Raw genomic sequence first — 20,817 nt, forward strand, 5'->3', positions numbered from 1 at the left:
GGTCGATTCTTTCCCCCAGATCGTTATGCTGACGCCTTGAACGATTTATCTTGTCGTCGGCGATCGGCATGCCCGCCGGCGTGCCGATTTGGTCATTTTGGGGAGGGATGCCATGAGTTCAGAACAGGAAACGTCGCTGCACGAATCGTTGCGAGACAATGTCCGGCTGCTGGGGGATAGCCTTGGTCGGACCATTGCCAAGGATCTGGGCACCGAGTTCGTGGATCGGATCGAACGGATTCGCGCCCTGGCCAAGAAGGGGCGGCAGAGCGCCGAAGAGGCGGATCGCCGCGAGCTGATCGACTATCTTCGGTCACTCCCCGAAGGCGAATTGCTGCCGGTCACCCGCGCGTTCAACCAGTTCCTCAACTTCTCCAACATCGCCGAGCAGCATTACCGGGCGCGCTTTCGGCGTGTCGAGGATTACAAGCCGGGTACCCAGCCCGATCTGGGCGAACTGCTCCAGCGCGCGACGACTGCGGGTCAATCCCCTCGTCAACTGGTGGATGCCATTGCCGGGATGCGCATCGACCTGGTACTGACGGCGCATCCCACCGAAGTCATTCGACGCACGCTGATCCAGAAATACGACGCCATCGACCACTGTCTGCAGATCATCGAGGACAGTGGCGACCAGCCGGAAGTGCTGCAGCGCGCGCAAGGGCGACTCGAGGAACTGATCGCCCAGTCCTGGCATACCGACGAGATCCGTCATGAGCGTCCCACCCCCGTCGACGAGGCGAAGTGGGGGTTCGCGGTCATCGAGAATTCGCTGTGGGAAGCGGTGCCGACCTTCCATCGCGACCTGGATGCGCTGCTGATGGAGAAGGCCGGCGAGCGGCTGCCGCTGGAGGCGTCGCCCATCCGTTTCGCGTCCTGGATGGGGGGTGATCGCGACGGCAATCCCAACGTGACGGCCAGCGTCACCGAGGAGGTGCTGCTACTGGGGCGCTGGATGGCGGCCGATCTCTATCTTCGCGACCTCGAACAGCTCAAGGCGGAGCTGTCGATGTGGAAGGTGAACAATGCCCTCCACGCCGAGGTCGGTGACGACCCGGAGCCTTATCGGGCGCTGCTGAAGCGGTTGTCGACTCGGCTGGAGGCGACCCGGGAGTGGGCGCGAGCGCGGCTCGACGGGGAGGCTCCCGCCGACAACGCGATCATCGAAACGCGAGATCAGCTATTCGCCCCGTTGCTGGCCTGCCACCGCTCGCTGTGCGACGTGGGACTGGAAACCATTGCCAACGGCGTACTGCTGGATACGTTGCGACGCGTCGCGGTGTTCGGCGTCAACCTGGCCAAGCTCGACGTGCGCCAGGATGGCGCCCGCCATGCCCAGGTATTCGAGGAGCTGACCCAATATCTCGACCTCGGCAACTATCGGGATTGGAACGAAGAGCGCCGTCAGGCGTTCCTGCTCGAGGAGCTGACCTCGCCGCGGCCGCTGATTCCGCCACGCTGGGCCTGTTCCGCGGAAACCCGGGAAGTGCTCGACACCTTCGGCGTCATCGGACGCGAGCATCGTCAGGCCCTGGGAACCTACATCATCTCGATGGCGCAGCAACCCTCCGACGTGCTGGCGGTGGCGCTGCTGATGAAGGAGGCCGGCAACGGCGTGCGCCTGCCCATCGCGCCGCTGTTCGAGACCCTGGACGACCTGGACCGGGCCGGCGACGTGATCGAACGTCTGCTGGCACTGCCGGGATATCGAGCGGTTGCCGGTGACCACCAGGAAGTGATGATCGGCTACTCGGATTCGGCCAAGGATGCCGGTCAGTTGGCGGCGGCGTGGGCGCAGTACCGGGCCCAGGAGCGGCTAGTGGAGGTGTGTCGTGACGGTGGCGTCGCGTTGACGCTGTTCCACGGTCGCGGCGGCACCGTAGGTCGCGGCGGTGGCCCCGCCCACGCCGCGATCCTGTCGCAGCCGCCGGGATCGGTGAGTGGCAGCCTGCGGGTGACCGAACAAGGCGAAATGATTCGCTTCAAATTCGGTCAGCCCGATATCGCCCTGCGTTCGATGGAGATCTACGTTTGTGCCGTGCTGGAGGCCACGCTGTTGCCGCCGCCCGCGCCTCGGCCAGTGTGGCGCGAGGAGATGGATCGTCTGGCCGAGATCGCCCACGGCGCCTACGTGGGCGTCGTGCGTGAAGACCCGGATTTCGTGCCCTATTTCCGTGCGGTGACGCCGGAGGGCGCGCTGGGCCGTCTCCCGCTAGGATCACGTCCTGCCAAACGGCGCCAGGAAGGCGGCATCGAAACGCTGCGGGCCATCCCGTGGATATTCGCCTGGACGCAGACGCGGCTGATGCTCCCGGCCTGGCTCGGAAGCGGCGAAGCGTTCGCGAAGCGGCTCGAGGAGCGGGGCGGGCTCGACCGGTTGCGCGAGATGCGCGAACAGTGGCCATTCTTCGGCACCTACCTGGATATGCTCGAGATGCTGCTGGCCAAGTCGGATCCGCTCATCGCGGCCTACTACGAGAGGCGCTTGGTCGACGACCCCGCCTTGACTCGGCTGGGAGAATCGCTGCGCCAGCGGCTGGTCGATCTCGAGGCCGTGCTGCTGCGAATCCTCGACCAGCGTCGACTGCTGGAGAACACGCCGTTGATCAGCCAGGCCATCGAAGTACGCAACCCTTATATCGATCCGCTTCACGGCCTTCAGGCCGAGCTGCTGCAGCGAAATCGAGACGCCGACGGCGATATCACGCCGGAGCTGTCGCGGGCTCTGATGGTAACCATGGCGGGTATCGCCGCCGGGCTTCGTAACACCGGCTAACCGCAACGGGCGGATCGATACCTGCTATAACGGTAATGATCGTCACGCTGGCCCAACTTCGGGTGCCGGCGGCCCCTCGACAGGGAGTGCGGCATGGAGTTCAAGGATTACTACGCGGTATTGGGCGTGGAGCGCGACGCCACCCAGGATGAAATCAAGCGTGCCTATCGCAGGTTGGCCCGGAAGTATCATCCGGATGTCAGTCAGGAGGCCGATGCCGATACGCGCTTCAAAGAGCTTGGCGAAGCGTATGAAGTCCTGAAAGATCCCGAGAAACGTCTCGCCTACGATCGAGTCGGCCAGGGTCAGCGGGCCGGGGAGGACTTCAGGCCGCCTCCGGATTGGGATACCGGGTTCGAGTTTCGGGGAGGCGGTTATACTCAGGAGGGCTACTCGCAGGAACAGCACGCCGCTTTCAGCGATTTTTTCGAATCCCTGTTCGGTCACGGGGCGGCGAGCTATCGTTCCACGAGCTACGACTCGACGGGCTTTGGCCCGAGCGGTGGCGCCAGGCGGGCGGGTCTGCGTGGCGAGGACCACCATGCCCGAGTGTCGATCGCGCTTGAGGATGCCTACCTTGGTGCTACGCGCACGCTCACGCTGCAGAGTGGCGAACTCGATGAGCAGGGAAGAGTGCGGCCGCACCGGCGGACCTTGAAAGTCCGGATTCCGAAGGGAGTGAAACAGGGCCAGCGAATTCGTCTGGCCGGCCAGGGGGAACCCGGCATGGATGGCGGCCCTGCGGGCGACCTCTATCTCGAGATCGAGTTTGACGCCAACCGCCGCTACCATGTCGACGGGCGAGATGTGACGCTGACGCTGCCGGTGGCGCCCTGGGAAGCTGCCCTGGGAGCCACGGTCAACGTGAGGTTGCCCGAGGGCGCCGTGGATCTGAAAGTCCCGCCTGACTCCCAGTCCGGCAGACGCCTGAGGCTCAAGGGCAGGGGCATTCCCGGCGAGCCAGCCGGCGACTGCTACGTTGTGCTGCAGATCGTGTTGCCGTCGGCGAAGGATGAGGATGTCAAGGCGGCTTATCGGCGACTGTCGGAAGCGGCGGCGAGCTTCGACCCGAGAGCGGCAGAGGAGGGAGAATCATGAGCGTTCACGATCTGACGCACCTTTCCGGTGACAATCTCGACGAGACGCCAGTCATGACGCTGGCGGAGCTGTGCCGCTGCTGCACCGTGCATGCCGAGTGGGTCATCGAGTTGGTCGACGAGGGCATCATCATTCCCGAGGGCCGCCAGCGTGAGCAGTGGAGGTTCTACGGCGTCGCGCTGCAGCGGGTGAGAGTCGTTCAGCGCCTGCAGCGGGATCTGGGGGTCAATCTGGCCGGCGCTGCGTTGGCGCTGGAACTGATGGACGAACTAGCGCATCTGCGTCGGCGCGTCGGTTAGCACCGATGAATGAATTGGCAATCTTGGCCCCGGAATCGTAAGACTTCCAGGCGCGGATTTTTTGGCGATTCCAGGCCATGTGCGGCGCTTGTAAATGAATCGATGTTGGTAAAATTACTACGAAGGTCGTGTCGCAGAAAAACCACTCTCATCGATAAAATGAGCGTGCTACGCTAGTCGAATATTCCTGCTTTTCTGCGATTTCCCCATGTGTAAAACAATGATGGAGACGCGGGTCCTATCGATCGATATCGACCCGCGGATCCTTTATGCGGCAAAGAGATTAATCGATTCACCTCGTCGCCAAATCCTCGGCATCGTCGGCGCCCCAGGCTCCGGCAAGAGCACACTCTCGGAGGCGCTTCACTCGGCACTCGGCGAGCAGGTCCAGATCGTGCCGATGGACGGCTACCATCTTTCCAACCGACAGCTGGCCGCCTTGGGCCGTGCCCGACACAAGGGAGCACCGGATACCTTCGACGCGCTGGGCTATCGGGACCTGCTCGAACGTCTGCGTCATGCATGGGACAGCCGGGAAATCGTCTATGCGCCCGGTTTCTATCGAGAAATCGAAGAGCCGATCGCGGCCAGCATTGCAGTGGCTCCGAAGACGCCGCTGGTAATCACCGAGGGAAATTACCTGCTGCTCCAGGACGAACCTTGGCCCCGCGTCAGAGAAACGCTCGACGAAGTCTGGTTTCTCGATGTCGACCGAGAGCTGCGCGAAGCGCGCCTGGTCGCGCGCCACATGCAGTTCGGGCGCAGCGAAACAGAGGCCCGGGAGTGGGTGCGGACCACCGATGGACCCAACGCGGAACGAATCGAAGCCGTGGCCGCCAATGCCGATCGCCACCTGCGCTGGAGCGGGACGAGCATTCGGTTCGAGAACGATTGATTTCTGGATCGTCCCACCATCACACGAGCAGGACGAAACGTCACCCAGGACGCTCGTTTTTCAAGGAGAGAAGACATGACCGCAACCTCGACCGCCAGGCGTGGCCCGCAGCGAAAGGGGCTCGTTGTCATGGTGTCGATCATCGCCGCGCTGGGTGGCCTGCTGTTCGGCTACGACACCGGGATCATCGGCGTCGCGCTACTCGGGTTGTCCAAACAGTTCGCCCTTGACGATACCCTCAAGCAGCTGGTGACCGGCGCGATCATCCTCGGTGCCATCTTTGGCTGTGTGGGGACCGGGCGGCTTTCCGACCGGCTTGGCCGGCGCTGGACGATCGTGCTGGTCGGTGCGGTGTTCATCGTCGGCTCGGTGCTCTCGGCCGCCGCGACCAATGTCGGCATGCTGATCGCCGCGCGCTTTATCCTCGGGCTCTCCGCCGGTAGCGCCACGCAGATCATTCCGGTCTATATCGCCGAAGTCACGCCTCCGGAGCATCGCGGCAAACTGGTGGTGATGTTCCAGTTCATGGTGGTGTTCGGCATTCTCGTCGCTTACCTCGTGGGCTACGGGTTGGGCGACGCGTGGCGCTGGATGTTCGGTCTGGGCATCGTGCCGGCGGTAATCCTGATGCTGGGCATGCTGGTGTTGCCGGAAAGTCCCCGCTGGCTGATAGGCAAGGGGCGTGAGCCGGAAGCACTGGCGATTCTCGAGCGGGTGCGTTCCAGTCGCGAGGGTGCCCAGTCCGAGATGGACGAGATCAAAGAGGTCTCGGCGCGCCCCGAAGGGTCCTGGCGCGATCTGTTCCAGCCATGGATTCGCCCGGCCCTGATCGCTGGGGTGGGGATCGCGATGTTCTCGCAGATCACCGGCAACAACGCGCTGATCTACTATGCGCCGACTATCCTTAGCCAGGCCGGGTTCGGTGACAGCGCGTCGGTGCTGGCCGCCATCGGCGGCGCGGTGCTGATCAACCTGGCCACGATCCTGGGGATCTTTCTGGTCGACCGCATCGGTCGCAAGCGCTTCCTACTGTGGATGGTGCCCGGTTCGGCGGTGGCGCTCGTGGTTATGGGGCTGCTGTTCATGGGTGGCGCGCCGGAAGACGCTTTCAGCCAGTACGTGCTGGTGGCGTGCCTGGCGATCTACATGGCGCTCAACTGCAGCTTCGGCGTCTGCCTGTGGCTGATCAACGCGGAGGTCTACCCGTTGTTCGTCCGCGGCAAGGGCGCCAGCATGGGGGCGTTGAGCCACTGGGTCTTCAACCTGCTGGTCACGCTGACGACGCTGTCGTTGATCAGCACGTTGGGCACCTCAGGTACGTTCTGGCTCTACGCTGCGGTCACCACTCTCGCGCTGGTGTTCATCGTGCGCTACGTGCCGGAGACCAACGGGCGCTCGCTCGAGGAGATCGAGAACGATCTCAAGAACGGCGTCTTCTTCCCGGCGGACAAGCCCAAGGGAAAGGCGGATCCGGGCCGGGCGCAAGGTGCCGCCGTTTCCAGCGCCGCCGGGGACTGATTCCCGGCCCAGGGGCTGAACGTCAATTGACGTTGCCGACGGCCGGTCGAGATGACCGGCCGTCGGCGCTGGTGACGCCGGTATCCACTCGCCGGGGAAGCCGTCACGGTGGGGTCTGGCGGTAGAGATCGGCGATGGCGGGCAGGTGCAGTCCATGATGCCTGGCCGCCTCCTCAAGCGGACCGAGGATGGCGTCGCGTTCTGTGGGGCGATTCGCCAGCACGTCCTGTAGCATCGACGATCGGTTGTTGGCCGTGGCCTGGATCACGTCGCCGATGAAGACGTCCCAGCCTTGCGCCGGTGGCGGGACGTCCTCGGCCTGCATGATGTGAGCGATCTCTGCGATGAGCGCGGCGACGCGAGGTCGAAACGCCCGGCTTGCCAGCTCGCCGTTGCGCACGCGATGGATGGCTGTCAGCGGGTTGATCACGGCGTTGATCGCGAGCTTTCGCCACAGGCGGTGGCGGATGTCTTGGCATGCCGCCGCCTTCATGCCGGCGTCCGCCAGGCATTCGGCCACTCGCGTCGCCAACGTAACGTGACGGTCGGCGAGATCGCCGATCCAGGTTTCGCCCGCTGCGGCGTGGATCACGTCTGGCGTCGGCGAGTCCGGATCGAGATCCATGCCTGATGCCGTCGCCGGCCGATAGGCGGCCTCGGTGGTCGAGGCGCAGAGTACCGGGCCGCTCCACTGCTCGGTGAGTCGTGGCTGAAGCAGGAAGCCGTTCTGGAGCAGCAACAGCGGCGTCTGCGGTGGCAGGCGCGACGCGAGGGCGTCGAGGGCGGTCTTGCCATGGTGCGATTTCGTCGCGAGGATCACCAATGCCGGAGATTCGGGGCCCGACCACTGCTCGAGACTTTCCCGTCTTGCCGGGATTTGATGGTCGGTCCCATCCGGCTTGCGCAGTCGAATGACGTGCCGCGTCGGGCGCCTGCCCAGTAGAACGACGCGCTGGCGCTGGGCCAGGGACGCCGCGAACAGCTGTCCCAGCGCCCCGGCACCGACGATCAGCCAGGGGGCGTTCGTCGCCATGGTCGGCGCCGTCATGATGTCGAGCGTCTCCGCGTTCCCCGGGGGCGGGCCGGTTTGTCGCCGCTCGCCGTTTTCGCCTGGCTACGACGGCGCGAGCCGGTGCCCGGTTTGCGCGACTTGCTGCCTTTGCGCGGTGGCGCCTCCGGTGCCGGGCCTTGCGCGGAGGCCTTCAGCGCCTGATCGAGCCGGCCCGCATCCGCCTGACCCAGTAGCGAACGCAGATCGCTCACCAGCGCTTCCAGGAAGGGCGCTGCGGCATCCTGATTATCGGCGATGGCCGAGAGCCGCTGCTCCCATAGTGCCGTACGTTCCGGACGCGAGGCCGCTGGCGGTAGTGAATCGATCAGCGCGTGGCCGGTGCGCGTGGCCTTGATGGCTTTCCTATCGCGAACCAGATAGCCCCGCGTGAGCAGCGTTTCGATAATGCCGGCGCGGGTTGCCTCGGTGCCGAGGCCGTCGGATTCGCGCAGGGTGCGCTTGACCACGGGATCCTCGACGTAGCGCGAGATATTCATCATCGCCTTGATCAGACTGGCGTCGGTGAAGGGCTCCGGTGGCCGGGTTTCGCGAGCCTCGCAGCCGGCCTCGGTCACGCTAGCCGCTTCGCCTTTCGTCAGCGGCGGCAGGGCTGGCACGTCGTCGCGTGTCGTGAACAGCGGCTTCCAGCCCGGTTCCAGAATCTCCCGCCCTTGCGCCTTGAAGCGCTCCCCGAGTATCTCGAAGATCGCCTGGGTCTCGAAGGTCTCCAGCGCCGGGTAGAACTGGGCCAGAACGTTACGGGCGATCAACCGGAACAGGTTGGCCTCGTCGCGGCTCAGCTTCTCCAGCTCGGCGGGGCGGCCCGTTGGCGCCAGCGCGTGGTGGGCGCCGACCTTGGCGTCGTCCCATGCCTTGGAGCGCAGGCCGAAGTCTGCCCGTTCGACCCACCCCCGCAGTTGGTCGTCGAGACAGCAGGCATCGGTCAGGGTTTTGGCTGCCTCCCGATGATGTGCGGCGGGCAGGTAACGACAATCGGAGCGGGGGTAGGTAATCAGCTGGTGGCGCTCGTAGAGCGTCTGGCAGACGTCGAGGACCCGCTTTGCCGACAGGCCATGACGGCGCGCGGCATCGATCTGCAGTGACGACAGCGAGTAGGGCAGCGGGGCCGCCTGGCGCTTGCGCTTCTGCTCGAGCTGGGCGAGATAGCCAGTTTGGCCGGGTCCTCCATCGGCGCCGGCGAGGCGTTGGGCCAGCGCCTCGGCCGGTCGCGGATCGAGCAGCCGGCCCTGATCGTCGAGCGGATGCTGCTCGCCGGGCTGCCACCAGGCGCGCAGCGCGCCGGTAGCGACGCGTAGGTCGACCCACAGCACGTAGAATGGTTTGGGCTCGAACGCGGCGATATCCCGGTCCCGGCGTACCACCAGACCCAGCACCGGTGTCTGGACGCGACCCACCGACAGCAATCCGTCGAAGCCGGCCTGGCGCCCGATCAGCGTCCAGGCCCGGGTCAGGTTGATACCGTAGAGCCAGTCGGCGCGGGAGCGGGCTTCTGCGGCGGCGTAGAGTGGCTGATAGCGTTGGTTGTCCTCGAGGCCGGCGAGCGCCTTGGCCACTGCGGGCCGGTTGAGGTCCTGCACCAGCAGACGCTGTGTCGGTCGGCGCCAGCCCAGATGATTCAAGACCTCCTGGACCAGCAGTTGCCCCTCGCGATCGGGATCGCCGGCATGCACCACGCTGTCGGCACCCTTGACCAGCTTGCGCAGGACGACCAGCTGCGTTCTTGCCTGGCTGCGGGGCACCAACTGCCAGCGCTCGGGAACGATCGGGAGGTCGTCGAGCCGCCACTGCTTGTATCGGGGATCGTAACGCTCGGGCGGGGCCAACTCCAGCAGATGGCCGAGACACCAGCTCACCACGGTATCGCCGGCCTCGAGATAGCCCTCGCGACGCGTCGCCTTGACCGGCAGAGCATCCGCGATGGCGCGGGCGAGACTCGGTTTTTCGGCGACGATCAAACGCATGGCGCGCTCCGGTGGTGAGTGGTGTCGTTGCTGGATTCTCCCGCAACCTGACACCGCGGGAAAAGTCTCGGCTCGAGAAAGATGCCGGTCGGCGGCGAATCACTTTTCGAGATGGCGGCGCGCACGCACCAGGGCGCGATACCAGTGGCGATGGGGCGTCCCCACGGCCGGCGGCGCCATGCTGAGATAACTGACATTGGGCGTCTCGCCGCGCTCCAGGTTGACGTTGGTCAGCATTTGCAGCGTGGCCTCCCGGGCACCGTACTGGCGCTGCAGGAACGCCATCGCCTCCGGCTCCAGGGCGACGCGATAATGCCTGACCAGGGCCAGCGCCAGTGACTCCGCCGTACGCGAGAGGTCGGTCTCGATCTCGCGGACCATGGCGGAGCCCATCGCCGCTTTCGCCGCCACCGAAAGGTTGGGTTCGAGTTGCCCGAAGTCCGCCGCGTTGGTGCTGTTGATGGCGCGCTGTACGGCCGGCCGTGATAGATGCACGTGAGGCTCCAGGGCCAGGAATATCTCTACCGCGACGCGCTTGGCGCTCTCGACGCCCACGCTGAGTTGAGTGTCTCGCTCGGCCTGGCGCAGCCGCTCCCGTAGGGTGCCGATGTTGGCCTTCTCGAGATAACGCCCGAGCTGTTTGCAGACGACCGCCTTGGCCTCGTCGTCGAGGGCGATCTTGCTCTCGCGGATGCGCAGGCCTCGACGGCCCGGGCCCAGTCGCAGCCGCGTGGAGTTGTCGGAGAGATCGGCGCTGACCGCTTCCCAGCGCTGGGCCATTCGCAGCCGATGTGCGTGGCTGCGGCCGACTTCGCTGTAGGCGCTGGAGACGCTCTTGTAGAGCTTGATCGCGTTGGTCAGCACTTCCGCCTGATGACGCAGGGTCTGGCGATCGTCGCTGCGCCCGGTGTGAATGGCGTGGGCCAGCGACTGGATCTTCTCGCTCAGATCGTCGAGGGCGGTAACGCTGTGGGTCAGCAGCGCGTCGGCGCGCTGCCCGGCGACGCTCTCGGCGAGCGGGGTCACCGAATGCTCGATGAGATAGGTGTTCAGGGCCTTCAGACGGGAGAGACCGGTGGCCTGGGCGATACGGTGCCGGGCGCGCGCCTCCTCGAGGCCGTCGAACGCCCGCGCCAGCTTCCAGCGGCCGCGGTATTCGAACGACAGCACCGGTATCTCGCGGCCGCTGATCAGTTCGAATGCCAGGATCACCATCTCCTCGACGTCCTGCAGTGTCATCAGCAGGTCATTGTCGTTTTCGATCGCGGCCATGACGCGTTCGATGAAGTGTTCGTCTCGGGGGACGCCGTAGCGTGGGTCCGGCGCATGGCCTTCGAAACGCTCTCTCAGCAGCGTGATCGCCGCTGGCGCGAGATCGTAGAGTTCGGTGAAGCGGGGTTCGATCTCGTCGCGATAGATGTCGACCAAGTCACTGATGCGGGCATGGAGTCCAACCCGTCGGTAGACGTCGATCTGGCCGATCAGGCGCGCGTTGTCGCGGTCATCCAGCAGCTCGAGCGCCGCCAGTTCGACGCCCTCGGGAGACAGGTCCTGCTTGCGCAGCAGCATGGCGGCGGCTTCGCGACGCCGCGCATCGCCTTCCAGGCTTTCGACGATCAGGTTGCGCGTTGCCAGCAGTAGCTCCGGCAGTGTCTTGATGACGCGCTCGATGCGACTCGAGGTTCGCTCCAGCCGTCGCCCGCCGGTGAGTTGATGCAGCAGGTTGGCGATGATACCCGCCGCGCCGGTGATGACCGTGAACGAGATAAAGAATATGTAGTTCTCGAGCGTCGGTGCCTTGCCGTACCCCAGCAGGTAACCACCCCAGGCGCCCAGCAGCGTCACCGGCCCGGCGGTCCACAGAATCTGGAGCAGACTGACGGTCCACGGCACTTTCTCGACCGCCGCGGTGATCCGCCGGATTTCATCGCGACCTTCGCGTTCCAGTCGAACCTGAGGCGCATCGCTGGCCATCGACTGCGAAGGGCGACGAAACGGGATCGGCAAGAGCACGGGCGCTCCTTTATTGGCAGCGACGACGGGGTGGGCGGCGGCTAAATTATCACCCCATGGCGGCACTCGCCAGCGCTCTTGCCCGGCATGCTAGGATGGAGCCAGCAAATGGAGGAATGCCATGCTGACAGCTTGGGTCGAACAGCTGCTGGGTTTTGCCAGCGGCGCCCTCGAGGCGATTCGCGCCAATGAACACTACCCGACGATGATGGCATGGGCCCGCAGCGAGGGGGTCGAACACTGTGGCGGCAGCCTCGATCTGGCTCAGGCGCTTGCCCCTTTGATATGGAACCAGACCCCGCTCAAGCGTCGCGACTTCGATACCGAACCCCTGGCCGAGCCCAAACGCGACGAGCCGTGCTGGTGCGACTCGGGTCGGCTCTATCGTGACTGTTGCGCCCGCGTCGAGATGCCGAGCGTGATACCCGGGCATCTGATGTGGATGCTGTCGCTACGCGAGTGGCGGGGCGAAACGCTGAAGGCTGCCCTGGAAAGCCGCAAGGCGCCGGCGCAGGCACTGCTGGAGGCGGGCATCGTGTCGGCGGAGAGCGGCAACAACGGCCGGGCGCAGCAGATCCTGGAGTCGCTGTTCGCCGGCAACCGGGACTGGGAGGCGCTGGAGGAGCAGATCGAGCCGGCATTCGAGATACTGGTCGACCTTTACCAGGAGCGCGGCTTTCATCGCAAGCGCGGCGCCCTGCTCGAGCGAGTGATGGCGGAGGGCCCCGACTTTCTCCGGGGCGCGGCGCTGGAGCGTCTCTGCCTGATGCACCTGGATAGCGGGGATCTTGCCAGCGCACGGGAAGCGTTCCAGAGTGCACAGCGAACGCTGCCGGACTCGCCGTCCCTGGCCTATATCGAAGCGATGGTGCTGCTTCACGAGGGCAATGTCGGCAAGGCGCGGCAGCGGGCGGCCTTCTGGTGGCGGCGACTGTCGCGCCAGCACCATCTGGACCCGGATCAGCTCGAATTTATTGCCGAGCTGGCCGACGATCCCCAGACGGCGCTGGCGGAGCAGGTGATTCACTCCGAGGAGATGCTGTCTGGTCCGCTGACGGCCCTGCAGGCATTGCTGCACACCCAGCAGCGGCCGCCACGCCTCGAGCTGAGTGCCGATGATGGCGTGCTGCTGTACGAGCCCAGTTCCCGCGAGGAATCGCTTTACAGGGGCTGGGCCGAGGCCTGCGAGGTCGAGATCGATAAAGATGCCGCGCTCGGGTTTCTTGGCGACCCCTGGGCGACAGCACCGCAGTGGCTGCAGGCGCTGTGTTCGAATCCGGAATGGCTCGACGCACCTCGCGTCATGCAGGCCTTGACGCTGGCGCTGGCCAGTCGTTTCGGCAGTCTGCCGTGGATGGTCGATACCTTCTTCACGCCGTTGGCCGAGCGCTACGGTTTCTGGTTGAGCCAGCTCGAGGACGCCGGTGGGACATTCTCCTGGCACGATGCGGACAATGCGACGTTACTGCGGACCGGACTGGCGCTGGTCATCGGCATGGAGCGAGGCGCGGGCCAGGAGGCGCGTGGACTGGCTCAACGCCTGCTGGCGCTGGACGAGGAGGACAGTCTTGGCCTGCGCGAACTGGTGATCGATCAGTTGCTGCGCGAAGGGCGTGACGAACAGGCGCTGGCGGTCAGCGAGCAGGGGCCGGAGGGGGTCGAGATGCTGGGGGTGCAGATGGGCAGGGTGCTGGCGCTCTATCGCCTGACCCGGCACGACGATGCTCTTGCCGTGCTGCGGGACGTCTATGCCTCCAACCCCTATATCCTCACGATCCTGTGCGAGGATCGGCCCCGCCCGGCTCGGCTCGGCGAGGATATGCCGGAGCCGGGGACGCGGGCGGAGGCGTGGCAGTATCGACAGCTGATGCGTGACCAGTGGGTGGCATCCGATGGCGCACTGGAGTGGCTCTCCCGGCAAAGAACGTCCCTCGCCTGAGTGCTTCCGACGGGCTGCTCAACGGCCCGACTCCTCGCCTTGGCGCCCGTCGGCACGCATCGACGGGCGCGCTTCCCTCTTCTGAAAGTCCGGGCTCTCCTGAAACGCCGCAGCCGGGTGGCCGGTCGTTCCGCCGCCGGTGTCGGCCTCTTCATCGAGTGTCGGCAGGCGTCGACTGAGCCACCAGGCGAGCGCCACCGCAGGCAGGCCCAGCAGGCAGACGATGCCGAAGAAACTGGCGTAGCCGAGATCGGCCACCACCAGGCCGGAGAAGCCGCCGATGAACTTGCCGGGTAGCGTCATCAACGACGAGAACAGCGCGTACTGGGTCGCGGTGTAGGTGCGCGAGGTTAGACTCGACAGGAACGCGATGAAGACCGTGCTGGCGAGCCCGTTGGCCAGATTGTCCCCGGTAATGGCGACGACCAGCAGCGGCAGGCTGTCGCCGCCGGTGGCGAGCAAGGCGAACAGCAGATTGGTCAGCGCCACGGCGAGCGCGCCCACGATCAGCATTCGTCCAAGTCCGTAGCGAACCACCAGCAAGCCGCCCAGCACGCCACCGCCGATGGTCATCAGCACGCCGAAGACCTTGGTGACACTGGCGATGTCGCTCTTGGTGAAGCCCAGGCTCAGGTAGAGCGGATTGGCCATCGCCGCCATCGAGATGTCGCTGATTCGGTAGATCCCGATGAAGACCAACAACCACAGCGCCAGCCGGCCGTAGCGTTGGAAGAAGTCGCTGATCGGGCACACGACCGCGGCGATCAGCCAGGCGCCGGCCTGGCGTTGCCAACCGGGCCGCTGTCGCCTATGGCGCAGGAAATGCTTCACACGAGGATGAAACAGCACCATCGATAGGCTCTGAGGGCGTGGCGGTTCCGGTCGCACCAGCACGGTTATCACGCCCACCGACACCAGCGCGGCCATGCTCAGGTAGGCGATCGCCCAGGACGCGGCGTCGGCGATGTAGAGTGCGCCCGCGCCGGCCATCACGATACCGATGCGATAGCCGATGATGTAGGTCGATGCCATGGCTGCCTGGATGGCCGCTTCACCGGACTCGATACGATAGGCGTCGATGACGATGTCCTGGGTCGCTGCGCCGAAAGCGGTGAGCAGGGCGAAAGCCGCCACCAGTGGTAAGTGGCCGGCGGGGTCGAGCCCGGAGAGCCCCAGCAGGCCACCGCCGATCAACGCCTGGCCGAGAAGCATCCAACTGCGGCGCTGGCCGAGCCAGCTTCCGATCAGCGGGAGCCTTACGCGGTCGACGATCGGCGCCCAGAACAGCTTGATCGAATAGAGCAGTCCCACCCAACTAAAAAAGCCGATGGCGGCCACTTCGACGCCGCTGTCCTCGAGCCAGGCGGTGAGCGTCGAGAACACCAGCAAATAGGGTAGACCGGCGGAAAATCCCAGGAACAGCAAGGTCACGACCGGGGCCCGCAGATAGACGCGCAAGGATGTCAGCCAGTCACGTGGCTCGTGTTGCATGCAACCTCCAAAGGAAACGCTGCCTAAATGTCTGCGCAGGTGAATCGCTGCGTTGCGCGGTGCTGGAGCGCCAGCCCGGTCGAATCCTCACCTATACCCCATAGGCTCCGGTTGCTGCGCTCCGTGCGCCCTGCGACGGAATGCCGCCCACTTCATCCTGCTCGCCGATTTATTCAGTGTTTCCAAGAAACCGGATCGACCCGCCGCGGGCGGACGAGTCGGATCGAAAATGGTACTCTAGATGGCCTGTCGCGTCTGGTCCGGATGCTGCGATGGCGATCCCGCAATGGCGCGTGATATTGCCCCGGCACTGGTAGCGACGACATGGATTGTCTCTTTAGTGGCTGTGATCAGGAAGGATATATCGATGACCAGTGAGTCGACGCAGGATGGCGAGTCGCTACCCCGCTGGTACGTGATCCAATGCAAGGGCGGCGAGTCTTTTCGTGCCAGCGAACATCTCGACAATCAGGGGTACGAGGTGTTCCACCCAGTACTCGAGGTTCAGAAGCGTCGACGTGGCAAGCTGGCCTGGGTAGCCGAGCCGCTGTTCCCTCACTATCTGTTCATTCGTCTCGATCGAATGGCCAGCAACTGGCGGCCGATCCGTTCCACCCGTGGCGTGTTGCGGCTAGTCAGTTTCGGCAACGAGCCGGTATTCGTGCAGGATGCGCTGGTCGACACGCTGCGCAATCGCGTCAGCGCCGACAGCAGTCGTGACCGCGCCAATGTCTATTATCGTCAGGGCGATATCGTCGAGATCACCGACGGGCCCTTCCGTGCGCTGCAGGCCGTCTTCGAGGCGCAGAAGGGTGAGGAGCGCGCCATCGTGCTGCTCAACCTGCTGCAGCAGACCCAGCGTCTCGAGGTGCCTGTGGAGGCGTTGCGCAAGCATCCCTCCTAAGCCGTCGATCCGACTGCCGCCAGTCCGTCTTCACGAATCCCATCATCACTCTGGAGTCATCATGAGCCAGCTCGCCATCGAGCCGTCCCACGTTGCGACCCTTCACTATGCCCTCGCGGACGAGCGAGGCCGCACCCTGGACGATTCCCGGGTGCGTCAACGACCACTCGAATATCTTCACGGCCACGGCAACCTGTTCCCGGCGCTGGAAAGCGCACTGACCGCACGGCGGGCCGGCGAACGATTGCGTGTCACGCTGGCGCCTGGCGACACCTATGGCGAGCGCGACGAAGCGCTGGTCAGCATCAGTGCGCGCTCGGCTTTCCCGCAGGATCGGGTACTTCAGGCTGGCCAGCGGTTTCAGGCTCAGGGACCGGATGGCCCGCGCACGGTTACGGTCGTCGCGGCCGACGATACTCGGGTCACCGTGGATGCCAACCATCCGCTGGCGGGGGAGACGCTGACCTACGACATCGAGATCCTGGAGGTGCGCGAGGCGACGCGGGCCGAACTGGCCAAGGGTCATCCGCTTCCGGCGGGGACGTCACATACCGAGGTCGAGGATCGTAAACGATAGCGCAGTCGGAGATGGGGTCAGCGATCGACCCACCACCGGGTGAACCAGGCCTGCATTACCTGCTCCGGGTAGATCGTGCGGCCCAGGCTGCCGTTGTAGCGCGCCAGCGCGCGGGTCCAGTCCCCCCGTTCGCGCTCGAGATAGTGCGCGAGAATGATGCAGCCGTAGCGAAGGTTGGTGTCGATATCGTGAAGGTCGTCCTGGGGGCGGCCGATCTCGGCTTTCCAGAACGGCATCACCTGCATCAATCCCAGCGCCCCGGCCGGCGAAACCGCCGTGGGCTGGAAGCGGCTCTCCACATCGATCAACGCCAGGACCAGCTCGGGCGGCAGACCGGCACGTCGGGCTTCGGTGTGGACGCGCTCGAGCAATGCCAGCCGCTGGCGGCGAGAGAGGTAGGCCTTGGGCTGCCGTTTGGCGAGTCGCGACTGCATGTCCAGTAGCCATACCTGAGCGTAGAAGGCATCCTCGAACCCGTCGGGCTCCGCCATGACTCGCGACAGGGCATCGAGCAGCGCCTGGGAGGGCGGCTCGTCGATTCCGCTCGCGGTCTGCTCCACGGCATTCGCGCTGGCGGCGACGAGCCAGGTCGTCGCCGCCAGCGCGAGGAGAGACCTTGTCACGAGCTGGCGTGTGATCAGGCGAACTTGTTGTCGAGAAAGTGTCGGAGGTCGTCCAGCGCCACCATGGTGACCTCGCTGTCGCGACGCCCCTTGTACTCCAGTTCGCCCTTGTCGAGTCCGCGATCGCCTACCACCAGGCGATGAGGGATGCCCATCAACTCCTGATCGGCGAACTTGACGCCGGGGCGAAGATCGCGATCATCCAGCAGCACATCGATGCCGGCATCGGTCAATTCCTGATAGAGCCTGTCGGCTGTTTCGCGAACCCGATCCGACTTGTGAGCGTTCATCGGCACGATGGCGAGCTGGAAGGGTGCGATGGCATCGGGCCAGATGATGCCGCCGGCGTCGTGGTTCTGTTCGATGGCTGCCGCCACCACGCGGGTAATGCCGATGCCGTAGCAGCCCATCCACACGGTCGCCGGTTGACCGGTGTCATCGAGCACGGTGGCGTTCATGGCCCGTGAATACTTCTGGCCGAGCTGGAACACGTGGCCGACCTCGATGCCCCTGGTGATCGACAGCGTGCCGTTGCCATCCGGCGACGGATCGCCTTCGACCACATTGCGCAGATCGGCGACTTCCGGCAGCGGCAGGTCGCGCTCCCAGTTGATGCCGAAGAGATGGTGGTCGTCGACGTTGGCGCCCGCACCGAAGTCGCTCATCAGCGCGACGCTGTGATCGACGATCAGTCGCAGCGGCAGCTCGACCGGCCCCAGCGAGCCGGGGCCGGCGCCGATGGCGGCCCGAATCTCCTCCTCGCTGGCCATGGTCAACGGCGCTGCGACGGCGTCGAGGTTCTCGGCCTTGATTTCGTTGAGCTGATGGTCGCCACGCACCATCAGCGCGATCAGGCCGCCGTCGGTGGCATGCACGATCAGCGTCTTGACGGTCTTCTCGATAGGCAGGTCGAACCCATCGACCAGCGCCGCGATCGTGCGAACGCCGGGGGTGGGCACCTGACGCATCGCTTCCTCCGGAGCAGCGCGCTCGGCGCCCGCGGGCGGCAGCGCCTCGGCCTTCTCGATATTGGCGGCGTAGTCCGAGCCGGTGGAGAAGACCACCGCGTCCTCGCCGGAATCGGCGAGCACGTGGAACTCGTGCGAGCCGGTACCGCCGATGGAGCCGTTGTCGGCCAGTACCGGGCGGAAATCGAGGCCCAGGCGGGTGAAGATCCGGACGTAGGCGTCGTACATGCGCTGATAGGACGCCTTGAGACCGTCTTCGTCGGTATCGAACGAGTAGGCGTCCTTCATGATGAACTCGCGCGAACGCATGACACCGAAGCGGGGGCGGATCTCGTCGCGAAACTTGGTCTGAATCTGATAGAAGTTGGTCGGCAGTTGCTTGTAGCTGCCGATCTCGCGACGCACCAGGTCGGTGATGACCTCTTCATGGGTCGGGCCCACGCAGTAGTCGCGCTGATGACGATCCTTGAGGCGCAGCAGTTCGGGACCGTACTCGTCCCAGCGGCCGGACTCCTGCCATAGCTCCGCGGGCTGTACCGCAGGCATCAGCACCTCCTGCGCACCGGCCCGATCCATCTCCTCGCGAACGATGCGTTCGACCTTGCGCAACGTCCTCACCCCCACTGGCAGCCAAGTGTAGAGCCCCGACGTCAGGCGCCGGATCATGCCGGCTCGCAACATCAGTTGATGGCTGACGATCTCCGCGTCCGCCGGAGTTTCCTTGAGGGTCGAGATCTGTAATTGGCTGGCACGCATTGGGTGTTCTTTCCTGTATTCATCGGCGTCGAGCGGAACGCGCCTATAGGGACATGGCGTGATCTGCAGTCGTTCTCAGGCTGGCCAGTATAGAGATGGGAACTGCCGACGGGGAGGGGCCGACGCTAAAAAGCTCTGTCGCCCGGCCAGTGCGAGCCCGACGGTGAGATTGGCCTTTCCACTCCCGCAATTTTTTCTATAGTGAAAGTCAGGGTCGCATCCGGCGTCGTCGGAGAGGCGAGCGGAACAGGACACCATCGAAAATCCGTCGTTGGCGGCCCGCGCCGGAAGGAGGTGTTTCATGATTCATCACGTCTGGGGACTGCTCACGCATCCCAATCGCGAGTGGCAACAGATCCGCGGCGAGAACGAGACCGTGTCGCACTTCTACGGTTCCCACGTGCTGCTGATGGCCGCCATTCCGGTGGTTTGCGCCTTCATCGGCACGACCGTGGTGGGTTGGCACTTCGGCACGACGGAGACCGGGATGGCGAAGACGGTGAGCGTATCGCCATCGACGGCCGTGCTGCTGGCCATCATCTTCTATGCGCTGATTTTGGGAGCCGTGTGGCTGATGGGGAACGTCATCCACTGGCTGGCGCGCCGCTACCCCGAGCGCCCCGACTTGAGCCATTGCGTCGTGTTCGCGGGATACATGGCGACACCCATGTTCTTGAGCGGCGTGGTGGCGCTCTATCCACTGGTATGGCTGTGCCTGCTGGCCGGCATTGCGGGGCTCTGTTACACGGTGTACCTCGTCTACGCGGGATTGCCGTCGTTCCTGGGCATCGATCAGCACGAGGGGATGCGGGCCTCGAGCGCCGCGCTCGCCATTGGCGTGCTGGTGCTGGAAGCCTTGCTGGCCATTACCGTGCTGCTCTGGGGTTACGGCGCGTCGCTGGTCTGATCCGGTAGTCCAGCGCTTGTCAGGCGCCCGACCGGAGCTCGGGCGCCACTTTTGAAGGCGCTCGGCCAGGCTTGGTGCCTGGACGGACGGTGGGTGATGGATTAGGTTACCTTGCGTCACCAACTGTCACTGGAACTCTTCAATGCCTTCTCTGTTGCGACGTCTCGTAGTGGGCGCGGTCGTGTCCGGGCTTGTCCTCTCGCTTGCCGGTTGCGGCACGCTTTTCTATCCCGAGCGCAAGGGGCAGCTCCAGGGTCGCATCGATCCTGGTGTGGCGATTGCCGATGGGTTGGGACTGCTGCTGTTCATCATCCCCGGCGTGATCGCCTATGCGGTGGACTTTTCCAACAACACTATCTATCTGCCGGGTTCCGCCGACGCCTCGGTCGATTCCGTCCACTACGACGGCCAACTGGACAGCGCATCGCTCGCTGCCTTGATCGAGACGCGTACCGGGAAAGATATCGAGGCCGGGGAGCCCGCAGTGGTGGAGCGCGTGGAAAGCCTGGATCAGGCCATCTCCAGAATCGAATCCGATCGTCGCAACGCGATGGACTCGTGAGTCCGCCGCATTTTGCTAATCTGCTCGTCTGGCGTCTGGAATCATTCCAGCGTCGGCCTCGCTGCGCCATCGATAAGGAGATTGGTCATGCGTACGTTCGAATGCCATCACTGTAATCCACCGAGTCGGCTCTTCTTCGATAACATCTAGTGCATCGCGCCAGCCGCACGCCGGCGCCGTGCCGGTTTCAACCGGATTCCCCCTTTCATACGTTCGATCCGCTCCTGGGGTTCGAGATGTTCGCGATCGAGCTGCCGCAGGGCTGCCTGAGCGAGTCGTCGCCGCATGCCCCGGGGGTGATCGAGCATGTGGTCGTGCTGGAAGGTAAGATAGAGCTCTTCGTCGAAGGGGGTGGCAAACGCTGGTGGCAGGGGAAGTGCTGCGCTTCGCGGCGGACCAGCCGCATGGGTATCGCAACCGGGGGCCGGCGACAGCGAAGATTCACGATCTGATTCACT

At 64.8% G+C, this 20,817-nt stretch carries 17 protein-coding genes; 11 read left to right on the plus strand and 6 right to left on the minus strand.

All coding sequences use genetic code 11. From position 1 onward, the window contains the following. Positions 1 to 112 precede the first annotated feature (112 nt). The 5 genes from ppc (at position 113) to F0A16_RS07420 (ending at position 6,586) form a co-directional block, all read left to right on the plus strand. Positions 113 to 2,776, plus strand: a complete 2,664-nt coding sequence (gene ppc, locus F0A16_RS07400) for a phosphoenolpyruvate carboxylase (protein ID WP_149434750.1) — start codon at positions 113 to 115, stop codon at positions 2,774 to 2,776. Between the two features lie 93 nt (positions 2,777 to 2,869). Beyond that, complete coding sequence (locus tag F0A16_RS07405) at positions 2,870 to 3,874, plus strand: DnaJ C-terminal domain-containing protein (protein WP_149434751.1); 1,005 nt, start codon at positions 2,870 to 2,872, stop codon at positions 3,872 to 3,874. Beyond that, the gene (locus F0A16_RS07410) at positions 3,871 to 4,173 is read left to right on the plus strand and encodes a chaperone modulator CbpM (protein ID WP_149434752.1); all 303 of its coding nucleotides are present in this window, start codon (positions 3,871 to 3,873) and stop codon (positions 4,171 to 4,173) included. Before F0A16_RS07405 ends, F0A16_RS07410 begins: the two co-directional genes overlap by 4 nt. Positions 4,174 to 4,381: 208 nt before the next feature. Next, entirely contained in the window at positions 4,382 to 5,068 is a 687-nt protein-coding gene (locus F0A16_RS07415; protein WP_239023744.1) for a nucleoside/nucleotide kinase family protein, read from the plus strand. A gap of 75 nt (positions 5,069 to 5,143) precedes the next feature. After that, positions 5,144 to 6,586, plus strand: a complete 1,443-nt coding sequence (locus tag F0A16_RS07420) for a sugar porter family MFS transporter (RefSeq protein ID WP_149434753.1) — start codon at positions 5,144 to 5,146, stop codon at positions 6,584 to 6,586. Positions 6,587 to 6,689: 103 nt separating this feature from the next. On the opposite strand, the gene F0A16_RS07425 is transcribed toward F0A16_RS07420, so the two are convergent. The 3 genes from F0A16_RS07425 to F0A16_RS07435 form a co-directional block, all read right to left on the minus strand. Beyond that, complete coding sequence (locus tag F0A16_RS07425; protein ID WP_239023745.1) at positions 6,690 to 7,634, minus strand: ketopantoate reductase family protein; 945 nt, start codon at positions 7,632 to 7,634, stop codon at positions 6,690 to 6,692. Continuing rightward, a complete protein-coding gene (locus tag F0A16_RS07430; protein ID WP_149434755.1) occupies positions 7,631 to 9,619 on the minus strand; it encodes a DNA topoisomerase III in 1,989 nt (662 codons plus the stop codon). Before F0A16_RS07430 ends, F0A16_RS07425 begins: the two co-directional genes overlap by 4 nt. 99 nt (positions 9,620 to 9,718) lie before the next feature. Continuing rightward, positions 9,719 to 11,632, minus strand: a complete 1,914-nt coding sequence (locus F0A16_RS07435) for a hypothetical protein (RefSeq protein WP_149434756.1) — start codon at positions 11,630 to 11,632, stop codon at positions 9,719 to 9,721. A gap of 121 nt (positions 11,633 to 11,753) precedes the next feature. On the opposite strand from F0A16_RS07435, the gene F0A16_RS07440 reads away from it, so the two are divergent. Further along, on the plus strand, positions 11,754 to 13,571 hold the full coding sequence (locus tag F0A16_RS07440) for an SEC-C domain-containing protein (RefSeq protein ID WP_149434757.1): 1,818 nt from the start codon (positions 11,754 to 11,756) through the stop codon (positions 13,569 to 13,571). An 18-nt stretch (positions 13,572 to 13,589) separates the two neighbouring features. Here the strand turns inward: F0A16_RS07440 and F0A16_RS07445 are convergent, their stop codons facing one another. Next, on the minus strand, positions 13,590 to 15,062 hold the full coding sequence (locus F0A16_RS07445; protein WP_149434758.1) for an AmpG family muropeptide MFS transporter: 1,473 nt from the start codon (positions 15,060 to 15,062) through the stop codon (positions 13,590 to 13,592). A gap of 367 nt (positions 15,063 to 15,429) precedes the next feature. On the opposite strand from F0A16_RS07445, the gene rfaH reads away from it, so the two are divergent. Further along, a complete protein-coding gene (gene rfaH / locus F0A16_RS07450) occupies positions 15,430 to 15,966 on the plus strand; it encodes a transcription/translation regulatory transformer protein RfaH (RefSeq protein ID WP_149434759.1) in 537 nt (178 codons plus the stop codon). Positions 15,967 to 16,027: 61 nt separating this feature from the next. Further along, positions 16,028 to 16,543, plus strand: coding sequence for an FKBP-type peptidyl-prolyl cis-trans isomerase (locus F0A16_RS07455; RefSeq protein ID WP_149434760.1), 516 nt, complete (start codon positions 16,028 to 16,030; stop codon positions 16,541 to 16,543). Positions 16,544 to 16,560: 17 nt separating this feature from the next. On the opposite strand, the gene F0A16_RS07460 is transcribed toward F0A16_RS07455, so the two are convergent. Both F0A16_RS07460 and F0A16_RS07465 read right to left on the minus strand, forming a co-directional pair. Beyond that, on the minus strand, positions 16,561 to 17,166 hold the full coding sequence (locus F0A16_RS07460; RefSeq protein ID WP_239023746.1) for a lytic transglycosylase domain-containing protein: 606 nt from the start codon (positions 17,164 to 17,166) through the stop codon (positions 16,561 to 16,563). Positions 17,167 to 17,180: 14 nt separating this feature from the next. Further along, a complete protein-coding gene (locus tag F0A16_RS07465; RefSeq protein WP_149434761.1) occupies positions 17,181 to 18,890 on the minus strand; it encodes a proline--tRNA ligase in 1,710 nt (569 codons plus the stop codon). Positions 18,891 to 19,191: 301 nt separating this feature from the next. Here F0A16_RS07465 and F0A16_RS07470 point away from each other — a divergent pair, with 301 nt between their 5' ends. The 3 genes from F0A16_RS07470 to F0A16_RS07480 all read left to right on the plus strand — a co-directional run bounded on the left by F0A16_RS07470 (position 19,192) and on the right by F0A16_RS07480 (position 20,811). After that, the gene (locus tag F0A16_RS07470; protein WP_206019075.1) at positions 19,192 to 19,797 is read left to right on the plus strand and encodes a Yip1 family protein; all 606 of its coding nucleotides are present in this window, start codon (positions 19,192 to 19,194) and stop codon (positions 19,795 to 19,797) included. A 142-nt stretch (positions 19,798 to 19,939) separates the two neighbouring features. Continuing rightward, on the plus strand, positions 19,940 to 20,359 hold the full coding sequence (locus F0A16_RS07475; RefSeq protein WP_149434762.1) for a hypothetical protein: 420 nt from the start codon (positions 19,940 to 19,942) through the stop codon (positions 20,357 to 20,359). A 236-nt stretch (positions 20,360 to 20,595) separates the two neighbouring features. Continuing rightward, positions 20,596 to 20,811, plus strand: coding sequence for a cupin domain-containing protein (locus F0A16_RS07480; RefSeq protein WP_149434763.1), 216 nt, complete (start codon positions 20,596 to 20,598; stop codon positions 20,809 to 20,811). The last annotated feature ends 6 nt before the right edge of the window (positions 20,812 to 20,817 follow it).

The sequence above is a fragment of the Salinicola corii genome, from assembly GCF_008298015.1.
In the GTDB taxonomy this organism is placed as follows: Bacteria; Pseudomonadota; Gammaproteobacteria; order Pseudomonadales; family Halomonadaceae; genus Salinicola; species Salinicola corii.